The following is an 18,242-nucleotide window of genomic DNA, read 5'->3' as shown; positions in this document are numbered from 1 at the left end:
TTACCTTTCTCTCACACCGCCCAATTCGGGCGGTGCGACTATTTGTGGGGCATCGCAATGCAAAATCGACAATCCCAAGGTGCATGGGAGGGCGAGCAAGCGCAGATGTTATTGGCGCTTTGTGCAGCCGTCCTGTTGTGCTGGATGTTCTTCGATATCTTCGTGTACTGGACCACCTGGACGCTTTATTGGTTATGGAAAATGGTGGATTTTCCCTTCATCCATGCCTGGGCCGGTGGCAAGATCAACCTGCTTGCCGACGTGGCCAACCACGCCAAGGCCGTGACGCTGGATGAATGGCTTGAGGTGATGAACGCCACCAGTGGGATTCTGCTGTTGTTCCTGTTACCGCTGGTGATTGTGAGCAGTTGGGGGCTGGCGCAGCATCCGGTACTGCCGTTTCGCAGCAAACGCCTGGTGAACATTCACACGCTTCCTGGCCTGGTGAGTCGTTTCGCACCCTCGGTCATCCCGGTGTTGGCTGCGTCTGGTCCCGATGGCCTGATGAACGATACCTCTCCCAGCAATGCCTGGGCGCTCAAGCCCGAGGAGTTTGCCGAACGTTACAACCTGGTGCAGCGCAAAGTGCTGGATCGGGAGGCTGCTCGTGCGGTGTTCGAGGAGCAAGTCGGAGATGTCCATGATGGACTTCTAGACTTGACGCCCTATGAACGGGCCTTGCTGGCCGTATTCGGTCTGCAGGTTTTCCTCAATGACCGTAAGGCAGCGACCCGGTTGCTCGATGACCTGAACCGTTCCTGCATGATCAAGGGGTTGTTGCGGCGCAAGACCTTCTCGTTGACGCCGCTGTACGGCTTGGCCGACGCGGGGTTTGATCGCGTTGCAAAAGCACCGGGCGTCAGTGAGTGGCTCCAAAGCCATAGATCGATGCGCACCGCGCTGGTGGCACTGTATGGCCGCGATCTGCGCTTGGCGCCGGCGCGCTTTCGCTGGCTCAAGGGGGTTAACCGTACTTTGTGGTATGCCTTGCACAGTGCCGACACGGCCAAGGTGTTTGTGGAAGGCGCTGGTGTTCAGGCTCAGGCGCGGGCAGAAGTCCATGCCAGTAAGCTGGGGCTGCCACGTCCTGGGTTGATGGTGACCCAGGCCATCGATGGCTTGCAGGCCGAATTGGAAAGCATCGGTCTGGTATTTGCGCGACATGTCATCACGCCTAAACGCCGGGAGGCCTCTGACCTTCCTGTCATGACGGCGGTGTATGCCGCGCAGTCTACTGAGTTAACTGAGCCAGCCTGAAGCGCTACGTCTCGCCGCGCCCTTCATATCCCCTTTCTGACACTGTTCCATTCAATTGAATTCATCTTCTATCAGAGGAAACCCCATGGCCTCGGCATCTTTGCGCGCCCCGTTTTCGGTGGACATCCAAGGCGATCAGCTGGTTGTCTATCAGGCAGATCAGGAAGCAGGCATCGTGACACGCACGATTTGCACCCTGGACCTTCGCCATCAGCACTCGTTTTATCTGAGCAATGACGGTGTGGTCTGCCGCGATGTTCAGGGTTTTGAATTCTCACTTGAAACCCATGACAGTGACGAAACCCATGAGCTACTGACCGCGCTGTCGCGGGCTTTGCTGCGTCATGGACGACGCAAGACCCGGCGGCGTCTGATGGGCGTGTTCGTGCTGTTGGTTGTGTTTTGCCTCGGTGCCTCATGGCTTGGCCGAGCGCTTGAATTGCCTGTTGCAATGCCGACGGCGCAGGTCATCACGCCCTCAGTCCCGAGCGCCCCAAAGTCGGACCTGGCCAAGCGCAGCGCGCCGGCGACGATCGCTTCTGAGCCACGCCAGTCCGCTGCAGACGTGGCACCTGACGATGGCTGGACATTGCCCAGGGAGGTTCGGGCCACACTCCCTCAAAAGCTGCACAACGCTGCGGAGCGCAAGCTGTTCACCGTTGACTATTCCAGCGGTCACGCGCGCACGCTGTATGTCTTTTCGGACCCTGGCTGTCCGAACTGCCAGCGTCTGGAGTCGTCCCTCAACACGCTCTCCGACGCCTTCAATGTGGTGGTGTTTCCTGTGCCGGTGATTGGTAAGGAAAAGTCGATCGCCGCCATTACGCCCGTGCTGTGCCTGCCGCCTGAGCAGCGCAAAACCGCGTGGGATCGCCTGTTTGATGCAGCCCCTGAGGGTGTGAACCTTGGGAAACCCCCGTTAAAGCCGGCGTCGGAAGGGGTGGAGTTGAAAGCGGCGCAACCAGCAGGCACGTGCGATGTTGCAGAAAAGGCCTTGGGGATCAACCAGACGGCCTATCAGGCGTATCGCATACCGGGCACGCCCTGGGTGATCAGCGACGATGGGCGCTATGTGCCGCAGGCGTTGTTGCGTGATCCGATCAGGCTCAAAGCCTTCCTAGATGAGCAACCTGCCCGCCAGGTTCAGGAGGTGTCGGATGCGCCCCAATGACTACGCCGTCGAGCGCACGCGCCTAAATCGGCGGGTTTACCACTCGGCACTGGCTGAGTGGTTGATGGGCCCCGGTAGTCTGACGCTGGGCCTTGCCGGGTCTGTGGTGGGAGGCGTCCTGTACCCAGTCAGCCTGTGGCTCAGTCTGCCGGCCTTGCTGGTTTGGTCACCTGTCATGCTGCTCGAACCCTGGCAGATGCCCATGCGCATGCCTTCAGACATGGACTGCCTCGACCCTTCGACGCAACGCCAGGTGACGGGCAAGTTGCTGGGTTTCTTGCCGGTCACGGCCATGCACACGGTGATGCTCAAGGCAGCGGGCATCCTGTACATGGGGTACCTGCGCGGTCGGGACGCCGGGCGTGAACTGTGGCTGTCGCTGGATGACATGACCCGCCATATTCTGATGTTCGGTACAACCGGTGCCGGCAAAACCGAAGCACTGCTGGGGTACGTGTTGGGCCAGCTGGGCTATGGAAAGGGCCTGATCTATTCGGACGGCAAGGCCCAAAATGATGTGGCCGCCGCGATCGTGTCCCTGGCCCGGCGCTTTGGCCGTGAAGACGACGTTCGGATGATGAACTTCATCACCGGGGGCCGCTCCAGGGCGCAGGAACTGCTCGAGGACAACAAAAGCAGAGGGCAGACCAATACCGTCAACGCGTTTGGTATTGCTCAGGAAACCTACATCATCAACCTGATGGATTCGATGTTGCCTCCTGCGGGCAACGATGCCGGCTGGCAAGAGAAAGCCCGGGCCATGATTCAGGCTTTGGTGTTCTCCCTGGTGTACAAGTGCCGACGTGAAGGCACGGTCATGTCCCAGCGCACGATCCAGGCGCATTTGCCGTTGCGGGCCATTGCCAAGCTCTACATCCAGTCGGTGGAACAGCAATGGCATGAAGACGCCCAGTTACCCCTGAAAAACTACCTGGGCACATTGTCCGGTTTTGACCTGGCCAAGGTGGATTCGCCGGAGGAATGGGCGACCACTGCGTTGGATCAGCATGGTTTTCTGATCCAGCAGTTCACCCGCATGCTGGCCTTGTTCAATGACACCTACGGCCATGTGTTTGCCCGTGACGCCGGCGACATAGACCTCAAGGACGTAGTGCATAACGATCGCATCCTGGTGGTCCTGATTCCTGCGCTGGAAATATCCTCGACCGAGGCTGCGACCCTTGGACGTCTGTACGTGTCGCAATTGGCCATGATCCTGAGCCAGGATCTGGGGGAGAAACTGGAGGGCAAACCCGAAGACATCCTGGTGATCCGCAAGTACAAGGACCGCTTTCCGTTCTTGTGGATCTGCGACGAGGTCGGGGCCTACTACACCGAAAAGCTCGGCGAGCTGGCCACGCAAGTACGCTCCCTGGGGTTTTGCCTGCTCCTGGCCAGTCAGGAGGCGCAGCGCCTCAAGTCGGCGGCCGGCGACAAGGTGTGGACGCTGATCGGGAACATGGGGGTCCGAATCACCGGCAAGATCATGGACCCCAAGGACACTCTCGAAATACTGCAGTTGATGGCCGGTACCGAGTACCTGCCAGTGATGAGCGGTATGGTGCGTCAGGCCGGAATCATGGGGGCCAGCTGGGAGGAAGCAGACACACTGAGCCTGAAAGATGAGAAGAAAGTCAGCGTCGAGGAAGTGCAGCAGCTCAAGGAGGGGGAAAACATCACGCTGTTCAACGGGCAAGTGATTCGCGGCAGCTCCTTGTACATTCACGATGCTGACAAGCTGTCCAAGGAAGCGATCCGGATCAACCGTTTCATCGAGGTGGCCCCGCCAGCGCTGGACACCTTGTTGGCCGGTGCGCCTGCTCACATTCGGCGCAGCTATCCGCGCGCGGACCGCGTGCAGCAGATCCTGTACCACCTGGCGATGAAGCCTGGCCGTTCAGACCTTGAAAACCTGGTGCTGACAGATCCGACGTTGGTCGTCTTGAACGAGCTGGGAGAAGAGTGGCGGCTGATCTGGCGTCGCCGTCCTGGAGCGGCAGTGCGCAGCACCTTGTTATGGCACACAGCGCTGGAGCATGTGCCCAAGCGCGGAAGCGGCTACGTGGCGCAATCGTCCACGGCGCTGGATCTGACCGTCGGCAGCAAGCGGTTGCAGGCCTACCAGGCGCAGCACATCGATCCGGCCAGAGCGCCGAAAGTGAAGGGCAAGGCGCCTGCACCTAGAGCCGCAACGCCTGTTCCACCAAGCCACGACCAGTCACCGCCCTATTTCGACGACGGATCGTATTCGCCGGCGCCGTTCGACTGGGATTAATAGACCGCAACCCTGTGCCGCGCCGATACCGATGCGCCGGCGCAGGGTTGTGTCGCATGCGTAAAAAGGAGCTGTAAATGAGTAACCGCAAAACGCAGAAACTGCACGCGCAGCACGTGCTTGAAACCATAGCCCTCGGCATTGCACGGCCTGTAGCGCTGCCCCGGGAGACAATTGAAGTGGCGCTTCGCGAAGCCATCATTGATGGGCGGCTTGAACCGGGTGAACCCCTTACGCATCAAGCCATTGCCAATGCCTTCCAGGTCAGCCGTATGCCGGTGCGCGAAGCGCTGCGTTCGTTGGAGACGCAGGGCTATATCGCCGCGCAGTACCACAAAAGCTACCTAGTCACGAACGGCAATGAGCCTCCCCAGTACGGTCATCTGCCGGGCTTGCTGAGGTGCGTTGCAGAACGCCATACAAAGCTGGGCGATTTCGAATCAAAAGTGGCCTTTGAAAACGAAATCCTGCGTGTCCTGGGTCAACTGCGCCCTACCACGTGCTGATGACTGACCTAGCTTGTTGAAAGCAACGGATTTTGTAACGCGAAAAGCGAGGCTCCCATGCTACTATCCGGCACAGTTTTATTTGCAGGAAAGCGACGATGTAGATTCACGAATTGCAGAAACCAAAAAGCCCCGCTTGCCGGCGGGGCTTTTTGGAAAATCTTGAACAGGCCAGATGCTCAATCGACACCTGTTCAACACACATAACGTGAGCTGATTATGGCGTTCACTGCGGCTTTGTGCAAGCCGTCAAAAGTGAAGCCTTCAGTTCACCGCTGAACGGTGGACTTATGGAAAAGATTCTTCAGCAGGCTGTGCCCCTTCTAAAGGCAGACCTGTACCCCCAGCATCACCAAAACCTGACACTTTTTACCGTAGCGCATGGCCTTCATGGCCAAGGCGGTGAAGCATGAGGCACCTCAAGGCTGTCAGGCTCTCCCCTTCTGACCCTCACTCTGCTTTACGTCGCCCCGGTCGGGCAAAGCCTGCCCGTTACGCGGCTCCCCGTCACCTCTCTGAACAACAGCTTAAAAATCCCCTGATCCGCTCGGCCTATGAGCGCCTGAGCAACATGGACAGCTACCGGGGCCAATACCTGCGCCGCCTGGATGGCGTTCACGGCGATCGGCGTACCCGGCGAGAGAAGTTTCTGGCCATTGAGCGCGTGGCCGAGCAGCTGCTGGTGCGTCTGGACCTGGCCACCAGCGTGCTGGGCTACATCGACCCTGCCAATGGCCGTTATGTGCTGAACACTCAGTGTGGCATTGCCGAGGATGCCGGTATCTCTGCACCAGCGCTGTGTCGCCTGATGAAAACCCTGGATGATGCGGGGTATGTGTACCGCCGTATCGAGCGCATTCGCCTGGACGAGAAGGACGATAACGGTCTGCACCTGGTGCGCACCCGCGTCCTGATCCGCTTCACCAAGCTTTTCTGGAAAGACCTTGGCCTGGCCTATGTTCATGAACGCGTGCAGAAGTCGGCCAGGAAGCGTCGCGATGCTCAGCTGCGCGACATAGGGCAACAGCGCTTGGCGGACATGGAAAAGCACTCTCTGGAACTCCAGCGCCGTGAAACGTCGCGTCAGCGCTGGCAGGCCAAGGAAAATCGGGAGGCGGGCGTAGCCGGAACACAAGGTGCAGCGAGTCCCAGCACATCGCCGCCAGTGAGCAACACCGTGTCCAGTGCGCTGGATAGGCTCCTGGCGTCGAGGAGCAAAAAAGCCTAACAGGCCCCACGTTGTCTGAAAACTGCATCCGCTCACGCGGAGGCATTGTCACGCCTGCGATTTAAGGGCGGTTGGTGGCCTTATGGCCAGGCACCACAATAACCGCTCGACGGCGCTGGTTGTGCCGTTTTTTGGCTGTGCCAACGGCTCTTTTTGGCCACGCTGGAGGTGGCGCACTGGAGTGTTTGAAATAAATGAAATTTTATCCCCCCTTCAGTTACCCCTTTCAGGGAAAACAGGGATTTACGCGGTGGAAACCCACCTCATAAAGCGGTAATGCACGCGCAAGTCGTGCCTTCGGCACGGCGCGTATGTCTGCGCCTATACGTCAGTGAAACAGCCTGTCTAAGCGGCCCAGGGCGATGAAGCTGCCCTGCCCTGGCCTGCGGCCACCCTACGGGCGCTAAGACCCGGATAAATCGGCCTGGAACGGCAAGCCGCCCCAGTCCTCAACCGGGCGCGTGTGCGCGCAGGCTGCTCAAATAATTATGTGCATGGTCAATCGCCCTTTGCCTTCAATGAAGGCATGCGTTTTGCGCAGCTGGTCGGCTTGACATGAGTTACTTCTTGTTTGGTTATGCACTAGCCAAGCGCATGACCTTCAAATCGGTACGTGGGGTCTGGGGAGCAATGGAGCAGCCAACCGACTTAAGGAGCCGCAGGACTCTCCTGCGCTCACAGTAATCCGCTCAATACGCTGTCCGAAGAGGATCGTTCAACGGACGCTAAGCAATCGATCGGTCAAGACCCGTAAATACGCTGCATTAGGCGTCTCATTTAGCTGGTACTAAATTTATTGCGTTGAAGGGACCTCTTTCGGACAGGCAATAAGGGTGCAAATTCTGAGAAAAACGGATCGCCACCACCTTAGGCTCTGTACGAAAAGTCGGCGAGCGAAGGTCAGGCGAGGCAAAAACAGGCGAGGAACGGCCGGGGTCGCGTTCGACTCTACGTGTTGTAGATGCATTCCGAGCCTGTTTTTAACGAAGCATCACCGAGCGCAGCCACTTTTCGTACAGAGCCTAAGTCGGTTGGCTGCTCCATTGCTCCCCGGACCCCTACGTCAGCCTGATATCAATATCGGTCAATATCATACGATATCGCTTTAATATTTATTGATATTAATACAGCGCTAGCGTATGATATTGGCTACTATTACGTAATATCGGAGAGGTGGCGCATCATGCCAACAGTGCCTTTTATATGCCCGAAGGGCGGTGTCGGGAAGACAACAACCTGTCTTACGGTAGCTTTGCAGCTAGTAAAAGAGGGAGCAAGCGTCACCATCATCGATGCAGACCCCAATATGCCGATGACAAAGTGGGCAGCCGGTGGCTTTTGTCCGCCTGGACTTCGGATCATTTCGGGCATAACCGAGAACAACATTGCAGGAAAAATTCGCGAGGCTGCGAAGGTCGATCCTTTCGTTTTTGTGGACCTTGAAGGAACAGCTGCAAAAATCGTTGTCCATGCGCTGATGGAAGCGGATTACGTCATCGTACCAATGCGCGGTTCGTACCTGGATGCGGAGGAGGCGGCTAAGGCGATTGCACTCATTCATGACCAAGAGTTATCCCTTCAAAGGCACGCACCAAACTACCGACTTCCGTACGCGATCTTGTTCACGGGAACGCCAACGGCTTATACAACGCGTACAACGACCAGTTTACGGAAAAGCCTCACCAGCCAAGGTATCTCCATCTTCGACACCGAAATGTGCGAGCGGGATGCTTTCCGGGCACTGTTCACGTTCAAACGTCCGTTGGAGCAACAGGATCCAGACTTGGTACCCGGTTTAGAGCAAGCTTCTGCGAATGCGAAAGCTGTGGCGTGTGAAGTACTTGAAAGGTTATCGAAGGAGATAGCAGCATGACCAATGAAGACAATGGCGGCCGGCCAAATCCGTTTGAGTTGCTGACAAAATTCAAGGCTAAAGAGGGTGATCGCGCACCAGTGCTATCAGCTGATATTGATCGACTATCGATTAATAACGATTTTCCATCGCGTGAGGCGCCTTCGTCAGAACCCGCGAAAATCAAACGTTTCAGAGACGCAATCCCACCGAAAGCCCAATTAAACTTCCGGGCAGAGGTCTCGGATAGAGAGCGTTTTTATGAACTTGCACAACAGCACGGCTACCAGAAGCTCGGCGATTTGTTCAAACAATGCCTTGATGCCTTTGAAGAAAAAATGCGGAAGTAGGGGGCCGGGGAGCAATGGAACAAGGGTGGCAATCCTCTGTGCAATGAGTGGCCCACTCTTGTTGAGCTGACACCAGAAGGAACACAGGCCGGCGAGTTTTTGATGCCTTGTCCAGCAGGGCGTACCGCACTGCTGACGTGGATAGAAAAAAAGCTGGCTCACATACGGCTACGATCATCTTCGCGAGCGATCTGATTGATGGCTCGATCAAGTTCCACCAGCCGATCCTCGATATGGCTGGTGTGCTCCAACAGTTCACTCATGCACCGTCTTGCCCAGCCAGGCAAGGTGTCCAGACAGGGACCAATCTGGGGGTGTACGCCGGAACCCCCAGATTGATAGCTTTGGATTGTTCTGGGTATTATTATAGCAACCAAATCATTGAAGCATAGGCCGAACTTAATGTCGCAACTGCAATGGTACCCCATATTTTTGTGCTTTTCAGGTAGCCGGAATAGTAGGATCTTTCAATCATTCCAATCTCACTTGGGTTAAGATTGCCGTCCCGGGCAGCATGCGCTGCTATATGTATCCATTGTTTTTCTTTAACAGGATCGTTTTTAGCAGAATAGAAACGGGAGAAATTCCATGCAGCAAGGGCCAACGCAATCAGGCTAGTAATGAGTAATCCAATAACAAGGTATGGGACTATTTTCATCGGAAAATACCTCGACAAAAATGTAATAGGAAAGTAGCGATCTATTTACCTACTTGTGTTTTACCTGAGATGTTTTATTTAAGGAAGGTCTGAAAAATCCTCTTATTCAAAAATAGAAGCCTGTAGATACAGGCGCTCCAGCCCGGTTTCTCTCCTAAAAAAAGGGCTTTTTCAGAGGGGTCTCAAATATTCACTCATTCATAGATATTGAGTTACTTTGTTCTTTCAGGCTAGAACGACGCTCAATCACATTGTGAATTCGCTCAGTCACGGAAGACCAGCCTGGCCAGTAATTTGCTTTTTTAAATTGACTGATATCCCAAAAGTCTTCCCACCAAGTACTTTTGTCAACTGTATTGATAACGTTTAGTGGGTGAGTATCCCCTGCCAGTAATTTGGAAAAAACATCTGGCTCAACGAGATAGCCAGAAATCCAGTTATTTTGTGCATTCCCGCCGGTCCAAGCTTTATACAATGCTTTCAAAACAAGACTAAGAGCCGCCAAGCTGGATTCCCCGCCAGCTCCTATAACCTCACTGATATGGTAAGGCGTCGAAAATGTTTGTACGTTCCAGTCTGAATACTGTTTTATGAAAAGAAATTGTCCAGTTTCGCTCATGCTGCGGACAAGATGGAGAGTAGGTATTTTGCCGTCATCAGTAGGCGCGAGGAGAAATTTTGCGCCCGCATTCGCTTCTTCAGGGATGCGAGAGTAGACAGCAGCGTACGGTTTACCCTCTCCGTGCACAAGCCAGTCTCTTTGACACCCGAATAACAGGGACAGTTGAGTAAGCTCGTCAATTGATGGTTCGTTTTTCCCTAGAAACCAACCTTCCACTGGCTCTGCATAAGACCAGCCCAACGCCTCAGCGATCCGCGACGGCGAAACCTGTCGTGTTGGATAGAGCTTTTCAAGTTCCCTTTTAAGGAGGCTAAGACGCAGCACTAGCTCCGCTAATCGCGAAGACTGCTCTATCTTTTCAGTGATAGGCTTTACCCACGCTTTTAGGGCCTGCCGGGCCTCTGCTTCAAGAGACCGATCATGCTGTTCTGCAAGGCCGTTGAGCGCTATAAGAACCTCTGGAGGCAGGCTACGGACGGTAATCTTACCACTGGGACTTTCATTCGAGAACATAGGCTAGCTCCATTGTTTTATGGCCAGCCAACATGCTAAACGGAATGACCTCAAAATGCATCATTCTGTTTTTTCTGTGCATATATACAGCTATTTCGGCTGTATCTCACCCTCGTACTGCTGTTGCGCCAGCTCGTCGCGGACCTTCATGACGGTCGTAGTTGAACACGCAGCGTGCCTCGCTACGGCGCGGATCCCGAGACCTGCAGCCAGCAGCTCTCGCACTCGGTTACGCAGTTCTGCGTCTACGGGTCTGCCTTTGTAGACGCCTGAAGCTTTTGCCTTCTCAATCCCTTGTGCCTGGCGCAGTCTTCTTTGCTGATAGTCCTTCCTGGCGATCGCGGCCATCATATCGATCATCATGTAGTTGATGGCCGCCAGCATGCGGTCGGTGAACTCGTCCCCCGACTGGGCCGTCATGCCTTGATGACTGGTAGGCAGATCCACAGAGACGATCCGTATGCCTCGGTTATCGATTGCTGTTTTGAGGGATCGCCAAGCCTGGTCATCCATCCGCGACAGCCGATCGATGCTTTCCACCAGCAGCACGTCACCTCGGCGAGCATCTTTGAGTAGTCGAATTAATTCCGGGCGGTCGGCATGGCTGCCACTGGCATTTTCCATGTAGCACGATGCGATGGCCTTGCCATAGCCGGAGACAAACGTTTCCAAATAATCGCGCGCTCGACTTGCGTCCTGGTCATCGGTCGATGCTCGAAGGTATGCACGAATGAACATCGGTAGATCTGTCTCATTTTGGGTGTAGTCAAATCATTGTATCAAATTGGGTGTACGTTAAGTGCGCAAAGCTGAAATCTGTTGGGCTGATTTTCGTGTCACTTGGGGTAGACCCTATGTTGACGATCATAAGTAGCACCATGTGGTGACAAAAATGCAGGTAAAATAAAAGAGACTAAATATACGTAATCACGTATAATTAGTCCATGAACAAAGTCCTCAAACAAATCATCTTTATGGGCTCAGCTCTAAACGACCTGAGAGCGTTCCCAATCTCTGCCCGCCGTGAGGCCGGCTTTCAGCTGGATAGGGTGCAGGTGGGCAATGAGCCTGACGATTGGAAGCCCATGACGACCGTTGGTCCAGGGGCACAGGAGATACGGATCAGGGACGCCCACGGCGCCTTCCGTGTGATCTACATTGCGAAATTCGCGACGGCGGTTTATGTCCTGCACTGCTTCCAAAAGAAGACGCAAAAAACGAGCAAGCATGACCTTGACCTCGCCGCCAAGCGGATGAAAGAACTGACTAAGGAGTTGAACTAATGACTGAATCAAATCAAGCCTTCAGCAGCGTCTGGGACGCCCTGGAGGACTCACCAGCCGAAGCAGAGAACATGCGTATTCGCACCAGCCTAATGACGGCTATCCGAGACTTTATCGAGGTGCGTCAGCTCTCGCAGGCTGACGCTGCGCAGCTGTTCAACGTAACGCAACCCCGCATTTCGGAACTCCAGCGCGGGAAGATCGACCTTTTCAGCGTGGATCGATTGATCAACATGCTCGCCCAGGGCGGCATGCACGTTGAGGTCAGTGTCAAAACTGCAGCTTGATAAAGGTTACATGTGGTTGCGATTCCTGTAGCTTCGATTTCTTTCAGCCTAGCCTGCTCCTATGAGTGTCGATCCTGACCTGCCTGGTCTTGCAACAAAGATCATCCAGAACTACAGCAACGCCCAGATTGCCCAGTTGATCAGGATGATCAGTCCGGTTTCACCCTGCGCCCTGATGGCCGCGGACGAATTTGAGCGGGTCATGAACGTGCTTGCGGGCCAGAATCGACGTCGGGCGTTCTCCGATCGCTCGATAAGTGCTGCCAGGCTTGTCCTGGTCATGGGTGCCAGCGTGTCCGAAGCAGCCTTGGAGACTGGATTGACCCGGCAGGTGGTTCACAGGCTTATGGCACGCATTCGGGCGCGCCTGGAGGATTTGCCTGCTGATTGGGTCAAGGTTGAAGCCTGGCTTCCTCCTGCAGCAGCTGGTGACGTTCTGGCTTTGGCTCAATCACTCAGATCTGCTCGATCGCAATAGGAGAGGAGTGCCCTGGCTGTTTGGGCCTCGGTGCAGCTCGATCGTTGACAACCTCTGACGTGCGTTCCCTTCGCTGCGCTCAGGGCCGGGCTTTCGTGCTGCGCATCGAGCCAGGCCATGAAGCCGGCCCGTCTCGCCCCTTCGGGCTTCAATCCTCGCCGGCAAGCCGGCTCTAACGCCTCCGGCCTCTCGGCCTGCGCGCTCCGCTTGCCGTCGCTGCCTGTACTTCCCGTATCACCTGCAGGCTTTGCTGCGCACCTTTCGCCGTGCGCTTGACGGTAGATCGAGCGCGGCACCTGACAAGGGTTCGGCTGCGCCCGCGACACTCCCCCGTTCAGACTCGCTTCGCTCCCTTAGCTGCGGCCTCGCATCGCGCCCTTGTCACGCACCTATGCGCCCGATCGACCTAAGCGCATCGGCGAAAGGCACTCAGCAAAGCCGGCACAGAGGTGAGACGAAATGAACAGACAAGCAAAGCAACAGCTGATGAAGCGCTTCACAAGCGGTCAGGTCGATATCTGCAAAAAGCTGCTGAAACTGAGTCGCCAGGTACACAAGTTCAATGCCCGCGTCGAGTTCCTGGTGCTGACGTTCAAGCATGACCTGGCAGACGCCGTAGTCCGGTATGAACTTTGGGACAACGGTTTCGAAGGCCTGGGCGAACGCCAGTTCGACAACTGCTTTGAAATGGGTGACTCGGCCGAGGTGATCGCCGAGCTAATCACCACAGCGCGTCGTGAAGGCTTCGTGGAAAAAATTCAGACCTGGTGCGGCAACGAATCGTTTGCCCGCTGGTGCAGCTACGCCGACCGCCAGGGCGACCTTTTCGCCGCTTAACCCCGCTTGCGCCCGTCAGGCCGGGCGCTACACCAGGAGAAAAAATATGCGTATGTCCAGCAACTTCCGTAACCCATGCATGATACGCAGTGACGTCGCACTGAGCAACGATCAGATCGCCCATTATGTGCCTTCCATCTTCGCCGAAGAAGCGCACGACAGCAGGTCGGCACGTTATCTGTATATCCCGACCGTGCAGGTACTTGATGCGCTGCGCGCCGAAGGATTTGAACCATTCATGGCCTGTCAGACACGCGTGCGTGACCAGGGCAAACGTGAGCACACCAAGCACATGCTGCGCCTGCGCCATGCGAGCCAGATCCTGGACCAGGAAGCCAACGAAATCATCCTTCTCAACAGCCACGATGGCAGCAGCAGCTATCAGATGATTGGAGGCAAATTCCGTTTCGTGTGTGCAAACGGACTGGTACTGGGGGACGTTGCCGCTGACCAGAAAGTGCGACACAGCGGTCGTGGTGATGTGGTGCATGACGTGATCGAAGGCGCCTTCGAAGTGTTGAAGCATTTCGAACAGATCGACCACATCACCGCTGACATGAAGCATCAACAATTAGACCAGGACGAGCAAGAGGCTTTTGCATTGGCTGCCTTGGCGTATCGCTACGATCCGGCAGAAGGACCTGCGCCTGTTACCCCGTCCCAGTTGCTCATGCCACGCCGTCGGGAGGACCGTAGCAGCGACCTTTGGACCACCTTCAATCGAGTCCAGGAAAACACCATCAAAGGCGGTTTGACCGGGCGTAACAAGCAAGGCCGACGCACGACCACGCGAGCGGTCAATGGGATTGATCAGGACGTGAAACTGAACCGGGCCTTGTGGGTACTTGCGCAGGCTATGGGTGAGCACAGAAAAGCCGCTTAATTCAACACAACTGGGCGTTGGCGGCGCCCAACTCTGACATCAACGTAAGGATGAAGATAATGAAAGGCTACGTAGTCACCTGGACCATCTACACAGAATCAGTAGGCGCACATAAAGAAGCCGCCCTTGACGTCGCACAGCGTTTCTTTCAGGCACGTATCGCTGACGGCGAACCAGACAGCGCGTGTACCTTTGTTGTCACCGGTATGGATGGTCAATCGGAAAAAATCGATCTTGCTGATTATCTTTACACTGATTGAAGACGGCTGCCTTGGAACAAAAAAGCCCCTCGATGTGGGGCTTTTTTGTTGGCTGGCTTTGAGCGCTCAGGCAACCTGAGGCTTCGCCCGAGGTGCCGCACGTTTGCGCTTAGTGGTCAGGTCGGTAATTTCCCGAACACTCACGTTCAGACCAACATCAGCGAGAGCCTGTTTAACCTCCGAGACGGAGTAACCCTTGGCCGAACACAGCTCAACGATTTGTTCTTTGAGCGACTGTAGCACTTCGGCCTGGCTCATTTTGTCCTTGCTCAGGTCTGGCAGATCGGCCAGTTTTTGACGGGCGGCTTCCAGGTCTTGTTGGGTGAATGTTTTCTGCTTGGCCATAGGCTTGGTATCCTGATGTACTGATGGGTTACTCTACATTAAGTTAGTGCTTTTAGCCGTGCTCTCGTTTCTTTGACCGTCTGGCGTATTCAGTTACCAGCAACGCAATACGTGCAGGGCATGTTCTCACACCTATTGTTCTGAGGGCTTCTTGTATGGCCAGCAGTGAGTATCCCTTTTCTTGAGACAACGTGTGAAATCTATCCGCAAGCGCGCTCAGAAATTGACCTTTCGACATTCTGTCCTGACTGAGGTCTGGCAAAGCCGCAAGAGCTTGCCTGGCGACCTCTACCTGATCTAGCGTGATTTTTTTCTTTTTATCCACGTGTGCACCCGCATTCTGCTGATATCAATACACCGTGATGGGTCACGGGATTCAGGCTGATCAATGTCAAGCGTGAACATCACTCTACGCATCGTGCGCAGTTTGTCTACCGTCGAGCTGAATCCATGCTTTTCCAGGAAGTGCAAAATATCCGTGAGGGTAAAGTCTTCATCGTGCAGGGCCGCGTACAGTTTTTCGCTGACTGACGCTTCAGGCCCAAAGCGCTGGAACTTGTCCACCTTCAGCGAGGGGAGGCCGTCCAGAAACTCACGGGCCGCAGCCAGATCATGCTGGGTGTACAGCCTTGTCTTTGCCATGAAAATCAGCCCCTTACGTGTCCTGCGCTTTTCAAAGGTCTGGAGAGCCTGCTCGAATTTCGAGGCCCAACCAACCCCGCAGCGCTCTTGTCCGCTTTAGGGTAATATGGTATTTAAAAGGTGTAAAGACGGTTTAAGATATTGACCGGAAATGTTTTGTACGGACGGCCCGCACGCGGTCCATCCGACAAAACCCGGATCAGGGCTCCGCCCCGACACCCCGACAGCGTCATTCAGTTAGTTAAGGTTGAGTCAGAGCATGTCGAAAAGCACAGCGCGTCAAGCAACGGTGAGGATCGAAATTCGTTGCACTGAAGAGGATGCGGCCTTGATTCGCGAAAAAGCGCTGGCTGCCGAGATATCTGTTTCAGATCTGATGCGTCGTGCTGCGCTGAATCGCAAAATCAAGACACCGACTGACAAGAAGCTAATGGCCGCGTTGCTACAGCTGGGTGGCTTGCAAAAGCATTTGTTCAACCAGATGCAGGACAGCATGACAACTGATCTTAGCAAGCAATTCTCTGACGTGTTGGTCGCCATCCGAAATGCCGTCAATGCCATCGATCTTTCCCAGACTCGCATTAAGTAGCCAATCACCCATGAACGTCATCATCCCCCCGAAACGCGGCGATAAGGGCTCCAGCTTCAACCGGCTGGTGAGCTACATCAGCGACCGTGGTGACAAGCCCAAAGATGATGATCTAGTTAGCGCTGCGCCTCGCCAGAATGCTTCGCGCACCAAGAAGGCGATGTTTGATCGGCTTGTCGATTATGCGGATCGAAATGATGGAGACGACCGTGCCGTCGTGATCACCGACGTGTTCCCCGATGGCCGTCAGCGCTTGATCAGTGGGGGCATTTCTTGCGAGACCAATTGCTTCTCCTGGGAGACCTCTGCGGCGGAAATGAACATGGTTGCTGCCCAGAGTCGTCGCTGCCAGGACCCGGTCTATCACTTCATCTTGTCGTGGCGCGAAAACGAACTGCCTACAGATGCGCAGATATTCGAATGCGCCGAACACTGCATTCGTCAGCTGGGCATGAAAGGGCATCAGTACGTCACCGCTATTCACCAAGACACAGACAATACGCACTGTCATGTGGCGGTGAACCGAGTCAATCCCATTACCTACAAAGCCGCCGCCTTGTGGAATGATGCTGACACGTTGCAGAAAAGCTGCCGCGTTCTCGAACGCAAATACGGATTCATTCAGGACAATGGAAGCTGGCAGTGGGGCGTCAACGACCAATTGGTCCGTGCTCCTTTTCGGTATGGCAGTGCTCCGCAAGGGACTGTGCCATTGCAGGTCTATTCCAACACCGAGAGTCTCTATCATTACGCCGTGCGTGAGGTGCGCGAAAAAATATCTGAGCTTATCGAATCGCGAGAGATTACCTGGCGTAAAATCCATCTGGCCCTGCATGAACGTGGCTTGGGATTGAGGAGCAAGGCGAAGGTCTGGTGATCTATGATTTCTTGCGCCCAGAGGGTCCTGTGGTCAAGGCTTCTTCGGTTCATCCGACGCTGACAAGTTTCGATTGGAAGCCCACATAGGTGCGTTTGAAGGACCTCCCACCTTCGAACATGAAGAATGGAGCTATGGTATTTTTTCCACTTACCAGCCTGCATTTGAACTCCGAGATAAAGACGTGCGTTTCGATCGCCGGCAGGCGAGAGCTGAGGCTCGGCTGGACTTAAAAATGCGCTACAAACGCTATCGTGAGGGATGGGAAAAACCTGATCTTCATGTCAAGGATCGATACCAGCAAGTGGCTGCTCGGTACCAGGCAATGAAGGCGGACGTCAAACGCTCTCAGCACGATCCTTTGCTTCGCAAGTTGCTGTATCGAGTTGCCGAGTTCGACCGGATGAAAGCCATGGCTGAGTTGCGCATCGAGCTTCGTGACGAGCGGCAAGCGCTTGCCGAAAAGGGCTTGCTTCGTCCGCTTGCATACCGTCCCTGGGTCGAGCAGCAAGCTCTTAGAGGAGACGTTGCGGCTGTCAGTCAACTGCGTGGATTTGTGTATCGAGAAAAGCGGAAGGAGCGCACTCCGAACGGTGGGTTTGATCGTCTTATCCAGTGCGGCCAGGCAGATGATTCTGCTGTCTATCACCTGCGCTCTTACACGTCACATTTGCATCGTGACGGCACTGTCGAATATCTGCGCGATGGCAGGGCGGGTGTGATCGACCGTGGCGATTTCGTCCACGTAAAAGCGGGGTTCAATGACGACGATGAGTTGGACAACTATCGGCTGGCCGCTAACCTGGTATCCACGAAAAGCGGTGACGCTGTGAGGATCATGGGTGATGACCAGTTCGTTGACCAGGTGCTTGATGCGGGATGTGGCGTCAACCATCGCGGAAGTCAGTATGTGTTCCAGGTGACCGATCCAGAGCAGATGGCGCGCTATGACGTGATCGAGAAGGATCACCGTCAGTATTACGGCTACGACGAACCGGAGGTGAGAACGCATTCCCCAGCTCGGCATGACCCGGTGGATGACGCCCCCGATGATGGTTACCAGCCTCCAAGGCCGTTCGTTGGTTGAGGCGAAACATTGACCAGGACCGCGATAATCAGCATTTGGATCAGTAGGATCGCGGTGGCCCTTTAGTGGAGGTGAGTGAGCCTAAGTAGTACCCTGATGCGGCGGCGAAGCTGGTGTGCAAGGCCCTATATGGAGAAGAAGTCAAAGCCCGTCATGCGGGCGACAACGACGTAGGCGAGCGCTACCAAGATTGACGTGGCCAAACCGCACAACGCTATGCCAAAGCTTTCGAGTAAGCCCTT

Annotated in this window: 19 protein-coding genes and 2 pseudogenes; 15 read left to right on the top strand and 6 right to left on the bottom strand. The window is 55.2% G+C overall.

Translation table 11 applies throughout. From position 1 onward, the window contains the following. The first annotated feature begins 57 nt into the window (after nucleotides 1-57). The 7 genes from BLT55_RS27365 to BLT55_RS27330 all read left to right on the top strand — a co-directional run bounded on the left by BLT55_RS27365 (nucleotide 58) and on the right by BLT55_RS27330 (nucleotide 8,639). Nucleotides 58-1,257: a secretion/conjugation apparatus DotM-related subunit gene (locus BLT55_RS27365; RefSeq protein WP_074801587.1), complete on the top strand. Its 1,200-nt coding sequence runs from the start codon at nucleotides 58-60 to the stop codon at nucleotides 1,255-1,257. A gap of 85 nt (nucleotides 1,258-1,342) precedes the next feature. Beyond that, nucleotides 1,343-2,428, top strand: a complete 1,086-nt coding sequence (locus BLT55_RS27360; protein ID WP_074801584.1) for a thioredoxin fold domain-containing protein — start codon at nucleotides 1,343-1,345, stop codon at nucleotides 2,426-2,428. Beyond that, a complete protein-coding gene (trbC, locus tag BLT55_RS27355) occupies nucleotides 2,415-4,703 on the top strand; it encodes an F-type conjugative transfer protein TrbC (protein ID WP_074801580.1) in 2,289 nt (762 codons plus the stop codon). Before BLT55_RS27360 ends, trbC begins: the two co-directional genes overlap by 14 nt. 77 nt (nucleotides 4,704-4,780) lie before the next feature. Further along, the gene (locus BLT55_RS27350) at nucleotides 4,781-5,209 is read left to right on the top strand and encodes a GntR family transcriptional regulator (RefSeq protein WP_011107000.1); all 429 of its coding nucleotides are present in this window, start codon (nucleotides 4,781-4,783) and stop codon (nucleotides 5,207-5,209) included. A 409-nt stretch (nucleotides 5,210-5,618) separates the two neighbouring features. Further along, nucleotides 5,619-6,437 carry a hypothetical protein gene (locus BLT55_RS27345; protein WP_223862812.1) on the top strand — a complete coding sequence of 273 codons (819 nt, stop codon included), beginning with the start codon at nucleotides 5,619-5,621 and terminating at the stop codon, nucleotides 6,435-6,437. Nucleotides 6,438-7,620: 1,183 nt separating this feature from the next. Beyond that, on the top strand, nucleotides 7,621-8,310 hold the full coding sequence (locus BLT55_RS27335; protein ID WP_031599088.1) for a ParA family protein: 690 nt from the start codon (nucleotides 7,621-7,623) through the stop codon (nucleotides 8,308-8,310). After that, entirely contained in the window at nucleotides 8,307-8,639 is a 333-nt protein-coding gene (locus BLT55_RS27330; RefSeq protein WP_031599086.1) for a hypothetical protein, read from the top strand. Before BLT55_RS27335 ends, BLT55_RS27330 begins: the two co-directional genes overlap by 4 nt. A 164-nt stretch (nucleotides 8,640-8,803) precedes the next feature. Here BLT55_RS27330 and BLT55_RS27325 read toward each other — a convergent pair. From BLT55_RS27325 to BLT55_RS27315, 4 genes and pseudogenes are all read right to left on the bottom strand, one after another. Beyond that, nucleotides 8,804-8,950, bottom strand: a pseudogene (locus tag BLT55_RS27325) (IS110 family transposase); the annotation flags it as partial. A 53-nt stretch (nucleotides 8,951-9,003) separates the two neighbouring features. Further along, nucleotides 9,004-9,297: a hypothetical protein gene (locus BLT55_RS32885; RefSeq protein ID WP_139206475.1), complete on the bottom strand. Its 294-nt coding sequence runs from the start codon at nucleotides 9,295-9,297 to the stop codon at nucleotides 9,004-9,006. A 190-nt stretch (nucleotides 9,298-9,487) separates the two neighbouring features. Next, entirely contained in the window at nucleotides 9,488-10,432 is a 945-nt protein-coding gene (locus tag BLT55_RS27320; protein WP_019332192.1) for a FitA-like ribbon-helix-helix domain-containing protein, read from the bottom strand. 90 nt (nucleotides 10,433-10,522) lie between these two features. Then, nucleotides 10,523-11,170: a recombinase family protein gene (locus BLT55_RS27315; RefSeq protein WP_057446231.1), complete on the bottom strand. Its 648-nt coding sequence runs from the start codon at nucleotides 11,168-11,170 to the stop codon at nucleotides 10,523-10,525. Nucleotides 11,171-11,376: 206 nt separating this feature from the next. Between BLT55_RS27315 and BLT55_RS27310 the strand changes: the two genes are divergently transcribed. From BLT55_RS27310 to BLT55_RS27280, 6 genes are all read left to right on the top strand, one after another. Further along, nucleotides 11,377-11,715 carry a type II toxin-antitoxin system RelE/ParE family toxin gene (locus BLT55_RS27310; protein ID WP_005760316.1) on the top strand — a complete coding sequence of 113 codons (339 nt, stop codon included), beginning with the start codon at nucleotides 11,377-11,379 and terminating at the stop codon, nucleotides 11,713-11,715. Beyond that, entirely contained in the window at nucleotides 11,715-12,002 is a 288-nt protein-coding gene (locus tag BLT55_RS27305; RefSeq protein ID WP_005622028.1) for a helix-turn-helix domain-containing protein, read from the top strand. Before BLT55_RS27310 ends, BLT55_RS27305 begins: the two co-directional genes overlap by 1 nt. Nucleotides 12,003-12,063: 61 nt before the next feature. Next, nucleotides 12,064-12,480, top strand: a complete 417-nt coding sequence (locus BLT55_RS27300; protein ID WP_005740424.1) for a TrfB-related DNA-binding protein — start codon at nucleotides 12,064-12,066, stop codon at nucleotides 12,478-12,480. 459 nt (nucleotides 12,481-12,939) lie between these two features. Continuing rightward, nucleotides 12,940-13,317, top strand: a complete 378-nt coding sequence (locus tag BLT55_RS27290) for a hypothetical protein (protein ID WP_054999353.1) — start codon at nucleotides 12,940-12,942, stop codon at nucleotides 13,315-13,317. Between the two features lie 46 nt (nucleotides 13,318-13,363). Continuing rightward, on the top strand, nucleotides 13,364-14,200 hold the full coding sequence (locus tag BLT55_RS27285; protein WP_074801574.1) for a DUF932 domain-containing protein: 837 nt from the start codon (nucleotides 13,364-13,366) through the stop codon (nucleotides 14,198-14,200). A gap of 59 nt (nucleotides 14,201-14,259) precedes the next feature. Further along, nucleotides 14,260-14,460 (top strand): hypothetical protein, encoded by a 201-nt coding sequence (locus BLT55_RS27280; protein ID WP_055001606.1) that lies wholly within the window; start codon nucleotides 14,260-14,262, stop codon nucleotides 14,458-14,460. A gap of 66 nt (nucleotides 14,461-14,526) precedes the next feature. Here the strand turns inward: BLT55_RS27280 and BLT55_RS27275 are convergent, their stop codons facing one another. Continuing rightward, nucleotides 14,527-14,805 carry a mobilization protein gene (locus BLT55_RS27275; protein WP_004661031.1) on the bottom strand — a complete coding sequence of 93 codons (279 nt, stop codon included), beginning with the start codon at nucleotides 14,803-14,805 and terminating at the stop codon, nucleotides 14,527-14,529. Nucleotides 14,806-15,102: 297 nt separating this feature from the next. Beyond that, nucleotides 15,103-15,447 (bottom strand): hypothetical protein, encoded by a 345-nt coding sequence (locus BLT55_RS27265; RefSeq protein ID WP_005622131.1) that lies wholly within the window; start codon nucleotides 15,445-15,447, stop codon nucleotides 15,103-15,105. Nucleotides 15,448-15,706: 259 nt separating this feature from the next. Between BLT55_RS27265 and mobA the strand changes: the two genes are divergently transcribed. Together mobA and traI are read left to right on the top strand one after the other, a co-directional pair. Next, nucleotides 15,707-16,036, top strand: a complete 330-nt coding sequence (mobA, locus tag BLT55_RS27260) for a plasmid mobilization protein MobA (protein WP_003344297.1) — start codon at nucleotides 15,707-15,709, stop codon at nucleotides 16,034-16,036. Between the two features lie 10 nt (nucleotides 16,037-16,046). After that, nucleotides 16,047-18,000 (top strand): annotated as a pseudogene (gene traI, locus BLT55_RS34585) (TraI/MobA(P) family conjugative relaxase). The last annotated feature ends 242 nt before the right edge of the window (nucleotides 18,001-18,242 follow it).

Origin of the sequence: Pseudomonas cannabina (assembly GCF_900100365.1) — a bacterium.
Taxonomy (GTDB): Bacteria; Pseudomonadota; Gammaproteobacteria; order Pseudomonadales; family Pseudomonadaceae; genus Aquipseudomonas; species Aquipseudomonas cannabina.
The sequence above is the reverse complement of the archived record's forward strand: the minus strand, read 5'-3'. Positions and strand labels throughout refer to the sequence as shown.

Bases quoted from the DNA above. Each gene is read 5' to 3' on its own strand.
- BLT55_RS27365 (WP_074801587.1), top strand. From the start codon at position 58: ATGCAAAATCGACAATCCCAAGGTGCATGGGAGGGCGAGCAAGCGCAG.
- BLT55_RS27360 (WP_074801584.1), top strand. From the start codon at position 1,343: ATGGCCTCGGCATCTTTGCGCGCCCCGTTTTCGGTGGACATCCAAGGC.
- trbC (WP_074801580.1), top strand. From the start codon at position 2,415: ATGCGCCCCAATGACTACGCCGTCGAGCGCACGCGCCTAAATCGGCGG.
- BLT55_RS27350 (WP_011107000.1), top strand. From the start codon at position 4,781: ATGAGTAACCGCAAAACGCAGAAACTGCACGCGCAGCACGTGCTTGAA.
- BLT55_RS27345 (WP_223862812.1), top strand. From the start codon at position 5,619: ATGAGGCACCTCAAGGCTGTCAGGCTCTCCCCTTCTGACCCTCACTCT.
- BLT55_RS27335 (WP_031599088.1), top strand. From the start codon at position 7,621: ATGCCAACAGTGCCTTTTATATGCCCGAAGGGCGGTGTCGGGAAGACA.
- BLT55_RS27330 (WP_031599086.1), top strand. From the start codon at position 8,307: ATGACCAATGAAGACAATGGCGGCCGGCCAAATCCGTTTGAGTTGCTG.
- BLT55_RS32885 (WP_139206475.1), bottom strand. From the start codon at position 9,297: ATGAAAATAGTCCCATACCTTGTTATTGGATTACTCATTACTAGCCTG.
- BLT55_RS27320 (WP_019332192.1), bottom strand. From the start codon at position 10,432: ATGTTCTCGAATGAAAGTCCCAGTGGTAAGATTACCGTCCGTAGCCTG.
- BLT55_RS27315 (WP_057446231.1), bottom strand. From the start codon at position 11,170: ATGTTCATTCGTGCATACCTTCGAGCATCGACCGATGACCAGGACGCA.
- BLT55_RS27310 (WP_005760316.1), top strand. From the start codon at position 11,377: ATGAACAAAGTCCTCAAACAAATCATCTTTATGGGCTCAGCTCTAAAC.
- BLT55_RS27305 (WP_005622028.1), top strand. From the start codon at position 11,715: ATGACTGAATCAAATCAAGCCTTCAGCAGCGTCTGGGACGCCCTGGAG.
- BLT55_RS27300 (WP_005740424.1), top strand. From the start codon at position 12,064: ATGAGTGTCGATCCTGACCTGCCTGGTCTTGCAACAAAGATCATCCAG.
- BLT55_RS27290 (WP_054999353.1), top strand. From the start codon at position 12,940: ATGAACAGACAAGCAAAGCAACAGCTGATGAAGCGCTTCACAAGCGGT.
- BLT55_RS27285 (WP_074801574.1), top strand. From the start codon at position 13,364: ATGCGTATGTCCAGCAACTTCCGTAACCCATGCATGATACGCAGTGAC.
- BLT55_RS27280 (WP_055001606.1), top strand. From the start codon at position 14,260: ATGAAAGGCTACGTAGTCACCTGGACCATCTACACAGAATCAGTAGGC.
- BLT55_RS27275 (WP_004661031.1), bottom strand. From the start codon at position 14,805: ATGGCCAAGCAGAAAACATTCACCCAACAAGACCTGGAAGCCGCCCGT.
- BLT55_RS27265 (WP_005622131.1), bottom strand. From the start codon at position 15,447: ATGGCAAAGACAAGGCTGTACACCCAGCATGATCTGGCTGCGGCCCGT.
- mobA (WP_003344297.1), top strand. From the start codon at position 15,707: ATGTCGAAAAGCACAGCGCGTCAAGCAACGGTGAGGATCGAAATTCGT.